Genomic DNA, 19173 nt, shown 5'->3' with positions numbered 1-19173 from the left:
TTGCCAGCAAAGCTAGCAACGTACTTTTTAAAAGCACAATTAATCTGCAGGCTAAAACTTTAAAAGTTAAAACCTAATAAAATTAAATAAGGAAAATTAAGCGTGGTAGGTAGTTACAGCTCTGTAGAGTAAGTTAACGTCTTTCCAGCCACTCAAGCGCGACTTTTTACTATTAGTTACAAGCGTATACCAAGGCTGTATAGGATTAATCGCTCTTGGCCGTAAGAATATATGCCTAACAAGATTTTGAGCAAAAAATTCAAAAACCACATCGTATTCTGGTTCACTTTGAACAGTGTGCAAAAACAGTGATGAATTATTGGCAGTTAACCGTGGTTGGTGCGCGTCAAAATCGGTTTGATGAGTTTTTTTATGCTGCGCAGTATCTACAGACTTACTAATAGGCTGTATTTTAGTTAAATCGCCAATATCAATAAGCGAAACCTGCGTACTAATATTGATATTTAAATTTTGTGAGGCGCCCATAGCATTGCTCTGCACACTAAAAAGTGCAGCAAGTAGCAAAAAGGCAGTTAAAAACACTCTAAATTTAAACATTCACGTTTTAAAACTAAAATAAGGGATGCGTAGTATATAAGGGCAAGCATTTAAAATACAATGCTTATTAATTAAGTATTTAGTTTTAACAGAGATCACTAATGCGCCCCAGACAAAGCACAGAAAAACGCCCCGACGCCATGAATTTACGCCAAAGTGTAAAAACACTATGGCCCTACCTTACAAAATTTAAAGGCCGTGTTTTTATTGCACTTATGGCGCTTATAGGCGCAAAAGGTGCCACTTTGTTGATGCCGTGGGCGCTTAAAGAAATTATAGACTCGGTAGATAAGTCAATTAACCCACTGTTAGTTATCCCCGCTTTATTGTTATTGATGTACGGTGCACTGCGTTTTGCTAGCGTATTTTTAGGTGAGATAAGAGATGCTGTATTTTCTCGCGTAACCGAGCACGCTATGCGTGATATTGGTTTAAAAGTATTTAAGCATTTGCACTCACTTGAGCTGGCTTTTCATTTAGATAGGCAAACTGGCGGTATTAGCCGCGATATAGAACGCGGTACGAGCGGGTTAAGCTTTTTAATGCGTTTTTTAATGTTTAACATTGTGCCTACTTTGTTTGAAATACTGACCGTTGCGATTATTTTTGGCACGTTGTTTTCTGTTTGGTTTGCGCTGATTACATTATTGGCAGTCGCTATTTATATTACCTTTACTGTGGTGGTTACTCAGTGGCGAAACCGCTTTATTAGAGAAGCAAATGCTGCCGACAATAAAAGTAATACCCGCGCAATAGACAGCTTGCTTAATTATGAAACTGTAAAATATTTCAATAATGAGCAGTTTGAAGCCAAAACGTACGACACCTTTTTAGCAAACTGGGAAAAAGCCCGTTTAAAAAATAGAATGTCGTTGCTCGCCCTCAACTCAGGCCAAGCACTTATTATTGCTTGTGCTATTACCGCGTTAATGTGGTTGGGCTCAACCGAGGTAGTTGCAGGTACGCTTTCTATTGGTGAACTAGTGATGATCAACGCGTATATGATTCAATTGTTTTTACCGCTTAACTTTTTAGGCTTTGTGTACCGCGAAATAAGACGCGCGCTAACCGACCTTGAAAACATGCTTGGGCTACTTAACAAAAAACCACAAATAACCGATGCACTTAATGCTAAAGAGCTCAATATTAGCCAAGGTGAAATAACATTTAATAATGTAAGTTTTAGTTACGATGCGCATCGCCCTATTCTTAATAATCTTAGCTTTAGTGTTAAAGCAGGCAGCAAAGTAGCTATTGTTGGTGCCAGTGGGGCTGGTAAAAGCTCATTGGCGCGACTGCTTTATCGTTTTTATGATGTAAGCGCCGGTGAAATTAGTATTGATAATCAAGCAATAAACTCAGTAACACTTAATAGTTTACGAAAAGCCATTGCAATAGTGCCGCAAGACACCGTGCTGTTTAACACCACCATTCGTGAAAATATCGCTTACGGTAGACCATCAGCAAGCGATGCTGAAATTGACGAAGCCATTGCTATGGCGCATTTAAAAGACTTTATAGGCACACTTGATAAAGGCGATAAAACACTGGTTGGCGAGCGCGGTTTAAAAGTATCCGGCGGCGAAAAACAGCGTATTGCCATTGCCCGCGCCATTTTGAAAAAGTCCCCTATTTTAATTTTTGATGAAGCAACATCTGCACTCGACTCTCATTCTGAGCAAGCAATTCTCGCAGCAATGCGTGAAGTTGCCAGTAACCATACGAGTATTGTTATTGCTCATCGGTTATCTACTATTACCGATGCAGACACCATTATTGTGCTCAAAGCCGGACAAATTATTGAGCAAGGTAAGCACGATGAGTTACTTACACTCGCCGGAGAATATGCCCGTATGTGGGAGCTTCAGCATAAAAAATAAATAGTGTGTGCCCCCTCTTAGCTCGGATACTTTTAAGTATTCGAGCTAAATAAAGCGTTTATAGAACCTATTAGCCTTTCTCTTTTCTCCTATATTAGCTTTATCGAGCACTGTGGTGATTCACCTCAAAAGATTTGTTTGTCTGATTAATATCAATAACAATCGATAAGTTAAATATTCGTAACAATAAAAATGATTCACTGCTGCTTTAATTCAATCAGTGATACTCAGGAGTAAGTAATGAAAAAGAGTTTAATTGCCGCAGCATTAGCTGCCACATTTATTACAGGTTGTTCAGAGCCGCAAACAACAAAAATAGACGAGCAACAACCTAAAGTAACTACAGCAACAGTGACAGAAAAAGCAGAGTTAGGTAGTTTTGGTGTTGATCTAACAGCTCGTAACGAAGCAGTGAAACCAGGCGATGACTTTTTTATGTATGCCAGCGGCACGTGGTATGACAACTACGAAATGCCTGCAGATAAAACCCGCTATGGTGCATTTTCTGGATTAGCTGAGCGAAGCGAAGACGATGTTAAAGCTATTATTGAAGAAATAGCCGCACGTAAAGATTTAAACGCAGAAGAAAAACTCGTTGCTGATTTTTACAATGCGTATATGGATACCGAAACACTTAATAAACTCGGTGTAGCGCCTATTAAGCCATTGTTAAGTGAAATTAGTGATATAGCGTCAACTGACGATTTAGCTGAGATGTTTGGTAAGTCTTGGTTAACCGGTAATAAAGCCCCTTTTGGCGGCGGCATGTGGTTTAATCGCCTAGACCCTAATAAATATGAAATGTCACTAGGTGCTGGTGGTTTAGGTTTACCAGATCGTTCTTACTACCTTGAAGACGCTGAGCGCTTTGTAAAAACCCGTACAGCTTATGTTGCTCACATTGCTGACATGCTTGAGTTTGCAGGCACTGAAAATGCAACTGAGCGCGCTCAAGCTATTCTTGACCTTGAAACCAAAATTGCACAAGGTCACTGGCCTCGTGAAAAGCGCCGTAATCGCGATTTAACCCTAAACCAAGTTGAACGTGACGATTTAAGCACTGCTTACCCTGGCTTTAACTGGGATTTATACTTTGCGCAAACAGGTTATAAAGTACCTCAGTTAAATGTATCTCAGCCTGAGCCAATAAAAGCGATGATTGAGCTAATCAATCAAGAAGATATTGCAGTATGGAAAGACTACCTAACGTATCACGCTATTAGCGGTAACGCAGGTTTACTATCAGAGGACGTATTTAATACTAATTTTGCTTTTTTTGGTAAAGAACTAAACGGACAGCAAGAGCCTCGCCCTCGTTGGAAACGTGCAATAAGTGAAATGTCAGGCACAAGTTCGCTTGGTTTTGCTATTGGTAAGATATACGTAGCGCGTTACTTCCCTGAGTCGTCAAAACAACAAATGTCTGAGCTGGTTGAAAACCTACGTACAGCTCTTGGTGAACGTATTGATAACCTAGAGTGGATGGGCGATGAAACTAAAGTAAATGCGCGCGCTAAACTGGCTGCATTTGTACCAAAAATTGGTTACCCCGATGTTTGGCAGTCTTATGAAGGTTTAAGCATTACTAAAAACGATTTGATTGGTAATGTGAAAAACATGCGTGAATTTTTTCATGCAGAAAGTGTTGAAAAAGAGCTACAAAAAACAGACCGTAACCGCTGGGGCATGACGCCACAACGCGTAAACGCTTACTACAATAGCTCGTTTAATGAAATTGTATTTCCGGCTGCGATATTACAACCGCCGTTTTTCGATCCAAATGCCGATCCGGCTGTAAACTATGGCGGTATTGGCGCTGTCATTGGTCATGAAATGGGTCATGGATTTGACGATCAAGGTTCAAAATCTGACGAAAACGGTGTGCAACGTAACTGGTGGACTGATGCTGACCGCGCTGCATTTGACAAAAAAGCCGATCAACTGGCTGCGCAGTACAGTAAATACGAGCCAATAGAAGGTAACTTTGTTAATGGTCGAAATAGCCTTGGCGAAAACATTGGTGATGTAGGTGGGCTATCAATGGCTTATCACGCGTACAAGCTCAGTTTAAATGGTAAAGAAGCGCCTGTTATTGACGGCGTTACTGGCGATCAGCGTTTCTTCCTTGCGTGGGCACAAGTATGGAAAGAAAAACGTACTGAGCAAAGCATGCTTAACCAACTGCGTGGTGGCACACATGCCCCTGGTCGCTTTAGAGCACAAGCGCCGCGTAACCACGATGCATGGTACAAAGCGTTTGATGTAAAACCAGGCGATGCGTTATACCTTCCTGAAGATGAGCGTGTACGTATTTGGTAAGTAACACTTACTTTTTATTACTTAGTAAGGCAACCTGTTATACAGGTTGCTTTTTTATTGAATTAAATTTACACATAATAGATATAATTCCAACGTCTAGAACCCTCGATGATCCCATTAATAAAATACAGTTTACATGGCTTTTAAACGTTACCGTTTTAATCTGTTTTAATACTTACTAGCCCTTGAATGCATTTACCTTTAGAATACGCATTATAATTTTATTCTATTATTTACATATATTAAGGCGAAACGCAGATGGGAAGAGCTTACCAAAACAAAAAAGATTCAATGGCTAAGACTGCGGGTGCTAAAACTAAAGTTTATTCTAAGTACGGCAAAGAAATTTATATTTGTGCAAAAAACGGCGGTGTAGATCCAGATGGTAACTTATCATTGCGTCGTTTAATTGAACGCGCTAAAAAAGACCAAGTACCAGCACACGTTATTGACCGCGCAATAGACAAAGCAAAAGGCGGCGGCGGTGAAGACTACGCAGCAACACGTTACGAAGGTTACGGCCCTGGTAACTGTATGATTATTGTTGACTGTTTAACAGACAACAACAAGCGTACCTTTGCTGATGTACGTGTTTGTTTTACCAAAGCAAATGCTAAAATTGGCGCTCAAAACTCTGTTTCACATTTATTTGATCACCTTGCTATTTTTGTATTTGACGGTGCTGACGACGAAGCAGTACTTGAAGCTCTTATGATGGCTGATGTTGATGTAACTGACGTAGAAGTAGATGACGGTAAAGTTACTGTTTTTGCTCCTCACACAGAGTACAACAATACACGTACAGCGCTTGAAGAAATGGGCGTGACTGAATTTGACGAAGACCTAATTAGCTTTGTTCCACAAATTGAAACGCCGATTGAAGGTGAAGACGTTGAAGTTATGGAACGCTTTTTAGCAATGTTAGAAGATTGCGACGACGTACAAAACGTTTACCATAACGCGCAATTCTAAATAGCAATTTAGTAAGTTAGAACGACTTTAAGCCAACAGCTATGTTGGCTTTTTCATTTTTAGAACATGGTATTAATATGAACTCCCTTAAAGAGCTTAAAAGTGGCAAACTTGTTGGTGCTACTCGCCTGCAATTAGTAGAAGAGCTAACAATATTCCCTGAAGAAATATTTAGCTTAGCTGACACGCTTGAAGTTCTCGATTTATCAAATAATAACTTATCAACACTACCTGATGAATTTGCCTGTTTAACACACCTGAAGCGTGTGTTTTTATCGTTTAACCAGTTTAAGCATATTCCTAAAGTGCTCGCTAAATGCCCTGCTTTAATTATGATCGCGTTTAAAGGTAACCAAATTTCTGAATTTGCTTTAAACAGCCTGCCAAAAAATATTGAGTGGCTAATACTCACCGATAATACGTTAAGCGAATTACCTGAAGATTTTGGTAATTACACCCAGCTTAAAAAGCTTGCGCTTGCAGGCAATCAACTTAAGCAACTACCAAGTAGCATGGCGCAGTGTAAAAACCTTGAGCTTGTTAGGCTCTCTGCTAATAACTTAACACACGTAGACGACTGGCTGTTTGAATTACCAAAACTTGCTTGGCTTGCGTTTGCCGGTAACGATTTTAATAAAGCCCAATGCCTTACAAAGTGTAGCTTAGAAAATAAGCCTCTTAACGATTACACACTTAGTCATGTTATTGGCCAAGGTGCATCGGGCGTTATTCATTTAGCACAAGCTATTGAAAGTGCTGTAGCGATTAAATTATTCAAAGGCGCAATTACCAGCGACGGCTACCCGCTTGATGAAGTAAATTGCTGCTTACAAGCAGGCGATCACGCTAATTTAATTAAAGTACTTGCCTACATTGAGCAAAGTGATCAGCTAGGTTTAGTAATGGAGCTAATAGATAAAAACTTTGCTAATTTAGGCCTGCCTCCAAGCCTTGAAACCTGTACGCGTGATACCTTTAATGATGATTGCCATTACTCAACTCACGCTATTTTAAAAATTGCACAGCAAATGGTAAGTACCTTACATCACTTGCATATTTGTAAAGTAAGCCATGGCGACGTGTATGCGCATAACACCATGATAAACAAAGATGCTGATGTATTATTTGGTGATTTTGGTGCAGCCACAAACTTAGCCATGTTAAGTGATTATCAACAAAAGCAAATCGAGTTAATTGAAGTACGTGCATTAGGGTGTTTAATTGAAGACTTATTAGGCACGGTAACTGGCGATGATAAACAAAGTGAGCTCTTTGTTAAAATGTCCAATATGGCAAAATGTGCCATGCAACCTACATTAAATCAAAGACCTACATTTACTGAGTTATTAGCAGAGCTAAAATAAATTTAATATTAATAATATAAGCGAGCAAAATGTAACATCTTACTCGCTTTTATTTTATGTTTATTCGGATTTTCCGTACTTATTTAGTGCGCTTAAACGGGTAAACCTGTTGTTTAAGCATACCTACGGGCATGTAATCCCCGACTACACCATACGCTTGTGGCCACTCTTTTTGGCCTTTAACAGCAGTACCAAACACATAATCTAAAAACGAAAAATGTGCAGCGTAATTTCGGTCAATCGCGGCTTTATCTGACGCATGATGCCAATGGTGAAACTGCGGTGTAACCATAAAATATTTTAGCCAACCAAATTTCACACGCACATTTGCATGGTTAAACACAGCCTGCAAACCCACAATTATTACGTACAAACTAATTATTTGCTGTGAAAAACCAAGCACAAATATAGGCGTGAGCACTAAGCTGCGCGTTACGAGTATTTCAAGAATATGCTGGCGAGAGCCCGCTAACCAATCCATTTCTTTAGCACTGTGATGTACGCCATGAAAGCGCCATAATAAAGGGACTTCGTGATAAGCACGATGCACCCAATACTGCATTAAATCAGCCACGAGTATTATTAAAAACAACTGCACTATAAAGGGTGTTTGCTCTATATAACTTTGTACTGTAGATGATACAGCCCAGCCAAAGCCATAATGCACAAAGTGGTTAGTAACGAGTAATACAAAACCAATAATTAAATGATTTACAAAAAAGTGGTTTAAATCGCCTCGCCATTCGCTACGTAATATTTTTTGCTCTTTACGATGAGGTAATAACTTTTCAATCACAATAAATATAAGTGTTGAGCCGAGTAAATCTAAAATAAACCAATCAAGCCCTATATAAGGTGTATCAGAAGCAAATTCGTTTACTTCAACGTTTGGTCCGCCAAACATAATAGCGAGTAAAATAAAAAACCACGCTGTAGCCCCTAAACGCTTATTGGTATTACGTACAAAGTTAAGTAATCCTAAACTGCCCGAGACCAATAATGATGCAAACATAAGCTGACGTAAAAAGTCGACGCTGTAGCTTTTTCTCAGCTCTGGTGTGGTTAAATATTCAGGAAAGTGAAACGCTAATACGCCTAAGCAACTCAGTATTGCTAAAAAGCAGGCTATGTAGCCACTTATGTTGCCCTCACCTATCTGAAGATGATTTGTGCGAAATACTTTTCGCGATAGAGCTCTGATCATTTTTATTATTCCTTGCGTCGTTGAGTTGATTAAATACAACGAAATTCCATTGATTTACACACCCACATATTAACAAAATTTAGGGTATAAAAAATACAAATAGTTCCCTTCTAATTTTGAATTGCAAATATACAGATAAACTAAACGCAAAAAAGCCACGCAATGCGTGGCTTGGTTGGATAAAGCTAAACTTTTACAAGGTCAATTATAAGTACTGACCTAATGCTTTAACTTGGTCTAACATGCGGTTTGAGAAACCCCACTCATTGTCGTACCAAGCCATTACTTTAACTAGTTTGCCATTGGCTTTAGTTTGCGTTGCATCAAAGATAGACGACGCTGGGTTATGGTTAAAGTCGATAGAAACAAGCGGAAGCTCGTTATATTCTAAAATACTCTTCATTGAACCCGTTGATGCTTCTTTCATGATTGCATTGATTTCTTCTGCAGTCGTATCACGCTTAGTGATAAACGTAAAATCAACTAAAGAAACATTGATTGTAGGTACACGTACCGACATACCATCTAATTTACCAGCAAGTTCTGGTAATACTAAACCTACAGCTGCCGCAGCTCCTGTTTTAGTTGGGATCATAGATTGAGTTGCACTACGCGCACGGTATAAATCTGGGTGGTAAACGTCAGATAAGTTTTGATCGTTGGTGTAAGCGTGAATAGTCGTCATGCTACCTTGCTCAATACCTACTGTGTCGTTAATTGCTTTTGCAATTGGCGCTAAACAGTTAGTTGTACAAGAAGCGTTAGAAATGATATTGCTATCAGCATTAATTACGTCGCTGTTTACACCATGCACTACTGTTGCATCTAAACCAGTACCTGGAGCAGATACGATTACTTTTTTCGCGCCTGCAGTAATGTGCTTAGCAGCGTCATCACGTTTAGTGAAAAAACCAGTACATTCTAAAACGATATCTACGTTTAGCTCTTTCCACGGTAAGTTTGCAGGGTCACGCTCTTGCGTTAACGTAATTACGTCATCCCCAATTAGCATAGTGTTGTTTTCAAGTGTTACTTTTTTTGAAAATTGACCATGAACTGAGTCATATTGCGTTAAATGTGCATTTACGTTAGCTGGTGCTAAATCGTTAATTGCTACAATTTTAATTTCGCTGTTTTGAGCTGACTCATAAAGTGCACGTAAAACATTTCTACCGATACGGCCGTAACCGTTAATTGCTACATTAATCATTTTAGACTCCTATTTAAGTTCACTTGCTTGGCGAGCAAGCGCTTCAATTGCTTGCCAGTCTTTATTTTCAATTAGTTGTTTATCTAGCATCCACGTACCACCAACACAAATAACGTTGTTAAGCGCTAAATAATTAGGAGCAGTTGCTAGGCTAATGCCGCCAGTTGGGCAAAAAGTAATATGTGGTAATGGGCCACCGATTGATTTAAGCATAGCTGTTCCGCCTGCAGCTTCTGCTGGGAAGAATTTTAAATACTTAAAACCATGCGACGCAAGTTGCATAACTTCACTTGCAGTTGCAGCGCCTGGTAAAAATGGTATATCTGATGTTTTAGCTAAAGCAATAAGCTCATCACTAACACCTGGACTCACCATAAAATCAGCACCAGCGGCAACCGAAAGATCAAAACTTGCCTTATCTACTACCGTACCAGTACCTACATAGGCTTCAGGTACTTCTGCTTTCATTAGCTTTACAGCTTCTGCAGCAATGGGTGTACGTAGTGTTATTTCTAAGGCTTTTAAGCCACCGTTGTATAAAGCTCTTGCAAGTGGTGCTGCATCTTCTAATTTTTCGATTACAACCACTGGCACTACGGGTGCCGATGCTAAGATTTTTTCAATACTCATTACTTGTTCCTCATTACCCAGTATGGCTAATATTTATTCAAGCCCAAAAGCACTCGCGCCTAAATCGGCACTGCTTACGATATTTCTAAATCCAGTAAATAATTCACGACCTGTACCAAATGTTGCACTTGGCAGGCTAAGCTCTGCTTCACGCTTAGCAAGTTCTTCGTCGCTAACGTGTACTTTTAATATTCCGTTTGGCGCATCAAGCGTCACTAAATCGCCTTCTCGGATTTTAGCAATAATGCCGCCTTCTACTGCCTCTGGTGCTAAGTGAATAGCAGCAGGTACTTTACCTGATGCACCCGACATACGACCGTCAGTAACAATGGCTACTTTAAAGCCTTCATCTTGAAGCGTTGCCATTACTGGCGTTAACTTGTGTAGCTCTGGCATACCTTTCGCTTTAGGGCCTTGCTCTTTTAGCACGGCAATAAAGTCTTGGTTTAATTCGCCACGAGTGTATGCATCTTGCAGAGCACTTTGTGAACTAAATACTTTTGCAGGAGCAGTAACGGTTTGATGTTCTTCAGCAACAGCTGACACTTTGATAACAGCTTTACCTAAGTTGCCAGTTAGAAGTTGCAGACCACCTTGCTTACTAAATGGGTTACTCACTGGGCGAAGTACTTCTTCATCGTGCGAGTTTGCTGGGCAATCTACCCATTTAACTTTAGTTGGGCCAGTTGAGTCGCTCATGATCAAGCTATCGTCTTTATCCAAACGAGGCTCTGTCATGTATGGTGCTAAACCATCGCCAAGCATTGTTTTAACGTCTGTATGTAAGTAACCAGCGCTTGCTAGTTCTCGCATTAAGAAACCCATACCGCCTGCTGCTTGAAAGTGGTTTACATCAGCTGAGCCGTTAGGGTAAATACGTGTAAGAAGTGGTACAACTTCTGATAAGTCAGACATATCTTTCCACGTAACCTGAATGCCGGCAGCTTTTGCTATCGCAACAATATGGATTGCATGATTAGTAGAACCACCTGTAGAAAGCAGGCCTACTAAACCGTTTATAATCGTTTTTTCGCTGATCACATCGGCTAAACACGGGCTTTCTTTATCATCCGTAAGCTGCTTAAGCATTGTCTCTACAGCATTACCTGTAAGGCCATCGCGAAGCTCAGTGTAAGGGTTAATAAACGAGCTACCTGGAAGGTGTAAGCCCATTATTTCCATTAACATTTGGTTTGAATTGGCAGTACCGTAGAACGTACATGTACCAGCGCTGTGATAAGACGCACTTTCAGCTTCGAGTAAGTCTTCGCGGCTCACTAAACCTTGTGCAAACTTTTGGCGAATACGTGCTTTTTCTTTATTTGGAATACCTGATTGCATTGGACCTGCTGGTAAAAAGAACACAGGTAAATGACCAAACGACAATGCACCAATTAATAAACCCGGGACGATTTTGTCGCAAACGCCTAAACAAAAAACGCCATCAAACACATCGTGCGAAAGGGAAATTGCCGTAGACATAGCAATTACATCGCGAGAAAAAAGTGAAAGTTCCATGCCGTCACGCCCTTGCGTAACACCATCACACATTGCAGGCACGCCACCAGCAACTTGAGCTGTAGCATCGTATTTTGTTGCAATGTCTTTAATTAAATCTGGGTAGTCTTTGTATGGCACATGAGCCGATAACATGTCGTTGTATGAGTTGATAATAGCAAGATTTGGTTGCTCATCAGCCTTTAAGCGCGCTTTGTCATCACTGCTACATGCAGCCATAACATGGGCTATATTTCCGCAACCTAAACCGGCACGAACTCTTGTTTGTTTTTTTGCGTGCGAAATGCGATCTAAATAATCTTGACGGGTATTTTTACTGCGTTCGATAACGCGCTGGGTAACTTCTTGAATACGAGGATGTAACATAATTTAACTCATCTCTATTAGTTAGAGGATAAAGGCTCAGTAGCAACTACAGACTCCACGTAAATAACTGTACTGAGCATCTTTGATTTACCCGTTCAAAGGTACGCTACCAGGGAGCCTCTCACAACAACCCTGACACCGGTGTCACTGTATTAACGCATAGCAATGACACCGGTGTCAACCCCGGGTAACAAAAATAGTTTAATATTTTAACATGACCGAATAATGACCTAATTGATTTTTAGGCACAAACCATGTTTTAGCAAGTTCAGAGTAAAAAAAGCCCGAATAAGCGTCACTCATATTCGGGCTACTGTGAAAGTGTTTTAAACTCACTATTTTATTGCTGAGGTAGACTCGCGTGTAATCAAGCGCGACTCAAGCGTTACCTGATACGGCTGCTCTTGTGGTTGAGCTATGTGTGAAATAAGTTGCGTTACGGCTTGTTTAGTCATTTCTTCAACGGGCTGTGCAATCGTTGTTAACCCAGGCCAAATATGACGTGCAATGGGCGCATTATCAAACCCAGCTATTGAAATGTCATCAGGCACTTTTAATTGGCGCTGAGTTGCTAATTTAAGTACGGCAGCCGCCATGTAATCGTTTGATGCAAATACAGCGGTTGGCCTAGGGGATAAATCTAATATGCTGCGTGCACTATCTACACCTGAGTGATAACTAAAGTTACCCTCCTCGACTAAGCGCTCATCAAATTCTATACCATGGCTTGCAAGTGAACGCCTGTAACCTTTAAAACGTTGTTGCGTGGCACTGTGATCCGGGTGCCCTTTAATAAAGGCTATAGATTTATGACCGAGGTTAATTAAATGCTCGGTAATCTCAAATGCGCCTTGCTCGTCGTTACTACGCACTGAAATTGAATCATCTTGTAGTAAAGCTGAAGCAACTCTTGCATAAGGAATTTTTTTAGATTTTAAAAAAGAAGCAAGCTCAGCAAAATCACCAAAAGGAGGTGTTAGCACAATGCCATCTAATCGAGAAGTTTGTAGTAATTGCTCAATATTATTTATAAGTGCTTCACCACGAAACTCACAAGGGTGTATCAATAAATTATAGTTGTTTTCTTTACACGCTTCTAAGGCGCCCGTTTGCACTCGGGTAATATAACTTTTACTTGGGTTATCGTATAAACAGCCAATAATAAAGCTACGATTTTGAGCAAGACCTCGTGCAATTGGATTTGGGGTGTAATCAAGCTCTTTAAATACCGCAAGCACCTTTTCTCGGGTGGCGGCACTTACATTAGGCTCATTGTTTAACACGCGTGAGACGGTTTTTTTAGAAACCCCTGCATGGCTTGCTACACTATTTATGGTTACTTTTTTCATCTGTCCATTATCCAAATACAACCTGTAAGACCAAAGCCCTATTTGCTATTGTGTAAACACGCAGCAGCGCCAATAAGCGGTATGTTGTCTTGTGTTACGAGTGTTACAGGGATTTGTCCTGCGTACTGCGACATAATACCCTTTTGCGAAAATCGTTCAACAAAACGACTCTCAAGAAGTCTCGCTTGCATTCGAGGTAGTATTCCACCGCCAATAAATAATCCACCTAACGCGCCATAAACAACCGCTAAATCACCGGCAACACTGCCAATCCAATCACAAAACTGGTTTAAGGTTGCATCACACACATCACATTCACCACTATTTGCAAGGCTGCTAATTTGTGCGGCATCTAAATTTTTAGCTGTTACACCCTTAACCGCAGACATTGCTTTGTATAAATGCGTTATGCCAGGACCTGAAAAAACTGTTTCGATAGAAACATGGGGATGATCTTTACGTAACTCATTTAATAATAAAGTATCGAGTTCATTAACAGGTGCAAGTGATATATGCCCCCCTTCTGAACTTAGCACTGCGGTAGATTGAGACGTTCTAACTAAGCACGCGGCACCAAAACCAGTACCTGGACCTATAACACCAATGTTTGCGTTATCATCAGCTTGACCTGATTTAACAATGACATTTTGTTTAGGATCTAAGTAAGGGGCAGCGTAAGCAAAGGCAGCAAAATCATTAATGACTTCAAGTTGTTGTAAATCAAAATGAGTTTTAAATTCACTGACGCTAAAATGCCAACCTAAATTGGTTAAATGCACTTGCCCGGCTTTTATTGGCCCTGCAACGGCTAAACATGCGCGTTTGGGTGCAATATGTGGGACTGTTTGTAAGTATTGCTCGAGCGCACTTTCAAGAGAACCAAAATTGGCACTAGGAAAAATATTAATGTGCTCTATTATAAATTGGTTAGTCTGTTCATTAAAAGCAGTTATTAAAGCAAAGCGGGCATTAGTGCCGCCGACATCAGCAACTAAGATGGGATCAAATTGGGCAGAAGCGTTTGGGCTCATAGTATTATCTCTTTTGTTAAGCGACTCATGCTTATTATTTTACAATGGTGTACCATTGTTATTTATACTTTGAGCTATCACCTCAAAGTAGCTATCACAGTAAAAAATGCTGCCTATAAAGATATAGACAGCGAATACGTTTTGACAACAAAATGATAAAACACTGACATTATGACACCGGTGTCAGGAATTTATCAATAAAAATATACGTTAATTCACAAAAAGCTTGAAATTATTCATCAATAAACGAAAATGACACAATTATTTATCAATTTAATTAAGTTGTAACAATGAAAGGTAAAGCTACCTCATTTGATATTGCCCACTATGCAGGGGTATCTCAATCGACTGTATCTCGCGCTTTACGTAACAGCCACCTTGTTAATGAAGAAACACGCAAGCGTGTTTTCGATATAGCCAAAAAGCTTAATTATAAAGTTGATAAAAATGCGAGTAACCTTCGCACTCAACAAAGTAGTACGCTTGCATTATTGTTGTTTGAAGATCCTACTTCTGACGAGTCCCAAATAAATCCTTTCTTTTTAGCCATGCTTGGCAGTATTACCCGTGCTTGCGCTAAAGAAGGTTACGATTTATTAGTTTCATTTCAATCGGCCAGTGCTGATTGGCAAGCAGACTATGAAGATAGCCACAGAGCTGATGGCATTATTTTACTCGGGTATGGCGATTACATTGATTACCAACCAAAATTTAACACCTTACTTGAACAAAATACTAAGTTTGTTTGCTGGGGTGCAACGGTAGATAACCGTCCCGATTTAACTGTTTGTTGTGATAACTACGGTGGCGGTAAGCTCGCCGCTGAGCACTTTATTGCGCATAGCAGAACTGATTGCGCTTTTATTGGTGACGCCTCTGATCACAGCCCCGAATTTTTTAGTCGTTTTCAGGGTTTTAAAGATGAGCTATTGGCTAACAACGTTAAAATAAATGAGCGTAAAATGGCTAATGCTATCTCTACTGAAGAATCTGGCTATCACGCAACACGCTCACTAATTGCTAATAATATTAAATTTAACGCCTTATTTGCTGCAAGTGACTTAATTGCTATTGGGGCTATACGCGCACTTAAAGAAGCAAATATCAACGTGCCGAAAGATGTTGCGGTAGTCGGCTTTGATAATATAGCCATTGCAAGTTATGTAAACCCCCCCCTAACTACAATAGAACAAAACACCACTATTGCTGGGCAAATGTTAGTAGAGAACCTATTAAAACTGATACGTGGTGAAGAAGTTCAAAGCACCCTGTTGCCTCCTATTCTCATTCCTAGAAAGTCAAGCTGAGCCTTCTCTTTCCATGTATATGCCGATTACATCCATTCACATTCGTTTACAAACAAGAAAACCATTTAAAAACAGACAATTAAAAAAAAATTAGCGAAAAAAATCACTTTTAAGGCCCAAAACTGACTGTTTCAGCACCTATTGCGTAGTTACTCACCATTAACCGCATTTACTATTTAGTTTCAATAATGTAAATTTATTGTGATGCTATATTTCACTTTGTTTAATTTATGATTTATAGCTTAAATAACAATAATATCTCAGGGATTTACATATGTTTAAAACTAAAGCACTATCAAATGCAATAAGATATTCTTTATTGCTAGGATCTGTAGCCTTAGCGCCTAACGCGCTAGCCCAGGAAAATGACTTAAACTCAGACGTTGAACTAGAAGAAGAAGCGCCAGAGCGAATTGTTGTAACAGGTTCGCGTATAAGAAAAGCTGAATTTTCAAATGCATCGCCAATTCAAATTATCAACGGTGACTTATCTCGTGAAATGGGTTTATTTGATGCAGGTTCAATGCTCCAGTCAACCAGCCAAGCGGCTGGTGCTCAAATAGATAATACATTTGGTGGTTTTGTACTAGATAACGGTCCAGGCGCCGCAACAATCGGATTTCGTGGTTTAGGTGCTGAGCGTACTCTTGTACTTATCAACGGTCGAAGAATGGCTCCCGCAGGTGTAGGTGGTGCGCCAACTTCACCTGATTTGAACTTGATACCAGGTGTAATGATTGAGCGTGTAGAGAATTTATTTGATGGCGCATCAACCGTTTATGGTTCTGATGCGGTAGCGGGTGTAGCTAACGTAATATTAAAAAAAGATGTTGAAGGCTTTATTTTTGATGCATCTTACCGTCAACCTAAAGGTGAAGGCGGTGAAGAAACTGTACTTTCGGGTATGTGGGGCAAAACCATGGATAATGGTTTTATCACCGTTGGTGTTGAATATTCAGAACAGAAATCTCAATCTTTAGCTGGCAACCCTTTTGTTAAAGGGTGTGAAGAGCGTATTTGGGAAGCTGAAGATGGCAGTATCGTAACCCGAAACAGTGGCTATGGTCCTGTAGCAAGCGGTGAAGATTCATGTGACATTTTCCCTCTAACAAACCGTATTAGCGTACCATCTTTCTTTGGTAGTGTTTATTATACACCTGACTTTACAAACACTGGTATTCCAAACTTCAGTGAATCAACTGTACCATCAAGTCTTGAAGGATTTTTACCTTCATGGGTAGCGGGCGATTTTGATGGCGATGGTATCAACGATGGTGTATTTGTAGATGGTAACGGCGATGGTTTCCGTGACGTTGATTTCCAAGACCCTCTATACGCTTTCCAACAATCTGATTACTACAAAAGCGGTGATTACAGAAGTAAAAATGAACGTATTTCACTAATGCTTAATGGTGAATATAACTTCCAAGATGATAACGATACAACTTTCTACTACGAAGGTTTATACGCTAGTCGTAAATCACCAATTTTTAGTCCAGGTGCACAGATATTCCAACAAGTAGCGGCATCAAACCCATATAACCCTTGTGGAACAAACGGTATTGACTGTTTTGGCGTGTTAGGTGTGGGCCCTGGTGGACCAGAAGCCGTTCAGCCAATCATCAATATTCGTGGTGACCGTGATCAAACTGAGGTTGAAGTTTCACAATATCGCTTAGTTACTGGTGTTACTGGTAATCTTGGTATGTTTGAAAACATCGGCTTAGACAATTGGTACTACGACGCATCTGTATCGTACAGCGCATCAAAAGGTACTGACCACCGTGTTGGTATTGATGAAGAGCGCTTAATTAACTCATTAGAAACCGCTGTTCTTAATGATGATGGTACTGTTACCTGTGGTACCGGTTCTGATGGATGTGTTCCTGTTAATTTATTTGCAGATAGTATTTATCAAGAAGGTGGCGGTACGCTTTCACCTGAAGAAGCTGCTTACTTGTTTATCGACCGCGATATCGAAACTAAAGTAAACCAGTTTGTTTTCAATGCATTCATGGGTGGTGATTTCTTCGCATTACCATGGAACAACGAAACTGTTGCAGGTATCGTTGGGGTTGAATATCGTCGTGATGAAATTGAATCAAATCCAAATGCTGCTGCATCTCAAGGCTTACTATGGGGCTATTTTGCTGACCAAGGCGCTGATGGCTCACGTAACTTAAAGGAAATATTCACAGAAGTTGAATTCCCTTTACTTAAAGGTGTTAAAGGCGCTGAAGAACTTACATTTACAGCTTCTGGCCGTGTTTCTGAAGAATCTTTCTACGATGCAGAATCAACTTATAGTCTTAAAACAATTTACCGTCCTGTTGAGTGGTTTACTCTACGTGCAACAAAAGGTACTTCGTACAGAGCACCTAACCTACGCGAGCGTTTCTTAAACGGTACGTCTGGTTTTAATACAGTTGCCGATCCATGTGTTGTTCCGGAAGATGCTCGTAATATCGACCCATTGAACCCAGGTTCAGCAGCTACATATAATGCAGCAGAAGAAACACGTGATACAGCTGTACTAAACGCTTGTCAAGCATCAGGTATTGATCCAACTACTCTTGGTTTAGGTCAAAATGGAACTGACTCATACACTGCAGCTTACAGCGCTGAGATTGAAACTGGCGGTACAACTGAGCTTAGTGCTGAAACATCAGTGGCTAAAACATACGGTTTTATCTTTGAACAACCGTTCACTGATGCATTTGATTTAACAATGTCATTAACCCGCTTTGATATTGAAGTAACGAATAGTATTGCAGAGCCAAGCGCTGGTTACAGTATTGGTCAGTGTTATTCTGCTGATGGTAATGATGCTTTCTGTAGCCGTATCGGACGTGACGAAAATGGTCAAATTGATTTAGTTGATGCTAGCTTTATCAATATTGGTTTAATCTCATCTAAAGGTTTTGATTACAATATCTACTTTGAAACAGATACAGTAATCGCAGAAGAAAACCTAGGTATTACACTAGATCTTCAAGCTACTCGCATGACAGAGCAAGTTTTTGACGTGCTTGGTACTATTGATGACAATATGGGCGAGCCAGATTCTCCGGAATGGCGTGGTACCGCTCGCTTACAACTTAAATACTCTGATTTTAGATTTAACTGGGAAACGCGTTTCATCGGTAAAGGTCGTGAAGATGAGGATGATTTAGGTGAATTTGAAGAAGGCACTGCAGGTTGTCGTGGTTTAACTGACGCTAACGGTGAAGCACTTAAATGTCGCCCAGTTGGCTTCACCGATGATTACTTTGTACATAATATCGGTATGACTTGGTCTAACGATGCTTATAAAGTGAACTTTGGTGTTCGTAACGTGTTTAATGAAGCTCCTCCTAAAGTAGATCCAAGTGGTTCTTTTTCAAACACTAATATCCCTCTAGGTGTTGGTTATGACACTTCAGGTCGTAGCCCATACATCAGTTTTACAGCTTCTTTTTAATTAGA

At 40.1% G+C, this 19173-nt stretch carries 13 protein-coding genes; 6 read left to right on the top strand and 7 right to left on the bottom strand.

Going from position 1 to position 19173, the window contains the following annotated elements; translation table 11 throughout:
* Window positions 1-96: 96 nt before the first annotated feature.
* Window positions 97-558 (bottom strand): hypothetical protein, encoded by a 462-nt coding sequence (locus H5161_RS06740; protein WP_182736079.1) that lies wholly within the window; start codon window positions 556-558, stop codon window positions 97-99.
* Between the two features lie 101 nt (window positions 559-659).
* Here H5161_RS06740 and H5161_RS06735 point away from each other — a divergent pair, with 101 nt between their 5' ends.
* From H5161_RS06735 to H5161_RS06720, 4 genes are all read left to right on the top strand, one after another.
* Window positions 660-2438 (top strand): ABC transporter ATP-binding protein/permease, encoded by a 1779-nt coding sequence (locus tag H5161_RS06735; RefSeq protein ID WP_182715333.1) that lies wholly within the window; start codon window positions 660-662, stop codon window positions 2436-2438.
* Window positions 2439-2678: 240 nt separating this feature from the next.
* Window positions 2679-4757, top strand: a complete 2079-nt coding sequence (locus H5161_RS06730; RefSeq protein ID WP_182768975.1) for a M13 family metallopeptidase — start codon at window positions 2679-2681, stop codon at window positions 4755-4757.
* Window positions 4758-5015: 258 nt separating this feature from the next.
* Window positions 5016-5729: a YebC/PmpR family DNA-binding transcriptional regulator gene (locus H5161_RS06725; RefSeq protein ID WP_182736494.1), complete on the top strand. Its 714-nt coding sequence runs from the start codon at window positions 5016-5018 to the stop codon at window positions 5727-5729.
* 41 nt (window positions 5730-5770) lie between these two features.
* On the top strand, window positions 5771-7093 hold the full coding sequence (locus H5161_RS06720; protein WP_259398677.1) for a leucine-rich repeat-containing protein kinase family protein: 1323 nt from the start codon (window positions 5771-5773) through the stop codon (window positions 7091-7093).
* Between the two features lie 79 nt (window positions 7094-7172).
* On the opposite strand, the gene H5161_RS06715 is transcribed toward H5161_RS06720, so the two are convergent.
* From H5161_RS06715 to glk, 6 genes are all read right to left on the bottom strand, one after another.
* Window positions 7173-8297 (bottom strand): sterol desaturase family protein, encoded by a 1125-nt coding sequence (locus H5161_RS06715; RefSeq protein ID WP_182736076.1) that lies wholly within the window; start codon window positions 8295-8297, stop codon window positions 7173-7175.
* A 205-nt stretch (window positions 8298-8502) separates the two neighbouring features.
* Window positions 8503-9507 (bottom strand): type I glyceraldehyde-3-phosphate dehydrogenase, encoded by a 1005-nt coding sequence (gap, locus tag H5161_RS06710; protein ID WP_002959757.1) that lies wholly within the window; start codon window positions 9505-9507, stop codon window positions 8503-8505.
* A 9-nt stretch (window positions 9508-9516) separates the two neighbouring features.
* On the bottom strand, window positions 9517-10137 hold the full coding sequence (eda, locus tag H5161_RS06705; RefSeq protein ID WP_002959756.1) for a bifunctional 4-hydroxy-2-oxoglutarate aldolase/2-dehydro-3-deoxy-phosphogluconate aldolase: 621 nt from the start codon (window positions 10135-10137) through the stop codon (window positions 9517-9519).
* 33 nt (window positions 10138-10170) lie between these two features.
* Window positions 10171-12021, bottom strand: a complete 1851-nt coding sequence (gene edd / locus H5161_RS06700; RefSeq protein WP_002959754.1) for a phosphogluconate dehydratase — start codon at window positions 12019-12021, stop codon at window positions 10171-10173.
* Window positions 12022-12356: 335 nt separating this feature from the next.
* Complete coding sequence (locus H5161_RS06695; protein WP_002959752.1) at window positions 12357-13370, bottom strand: LacI family DNA-binding transcriptional regulator; 1014 nt, start codon at window positions 13368-13370, stop codon at window positions 12357-12359.
* A gap of 38 nt (window positions 13371-13408) precedes the next feature.
* On the bottom strand, window positions 13409-14401 hold the full coding sequence (glk, locus tag H5161_RS06690) for a glucokinase (RefSeq protein ID WP_002959751.1): 993 nt from the start codon (window positions 14399-14401) through the stop codon (window positions 13409-13411).
* Between the two features lie 290 nt (window positions 14402-14691).
* Between glk and H5161_RS06685 the strand changes: the two genes are divergently transcribed.
* Both H5161_RS06685 and H5161_RS06680 read left to right on the top strand, forming a co-directional pair.
* Entirely contained in the window at window positions 14692-15708 is a 1017-nt protein-coding gene (locus tag H5161_RS06685) for a LacI family DNA-binding transcriptional regulator (protein ID WP_024596123.1), read from the top strand.
* A gap of 274 nt (window positions 15709-15982) precedes the next feature.
* Window positions 15983-19168, top strand: a complete 3186-nt coding sequence (locus tag H5161_RS06680; protein WP_024596124.1) for a TonB-dependent receptor — start codon at window positions 15983-15985, stop codon at window positions 19166-19168.
* The last annotated feature ends 5 nt before the right edge of the window (window positions 19169-19173 follow it).

Origin of the sequence: Pseudoalteromonas sp. SG43-5 (assembly GCF_014164345.1) — a bacterium.
In the GTDB taxonomy this organism is placed as follows: Bacteria; Pseudomonadota; Gammaproteobacteria; order Enterobacterales; family Alteromonadaceae; genus Pseudoalteromonas; species Pseudoalteromonas distincta.
Note: the sequence above shows the minus strand (reverse complement) of the source record. Positions and strands in the feature narration are given on the sequence as shown.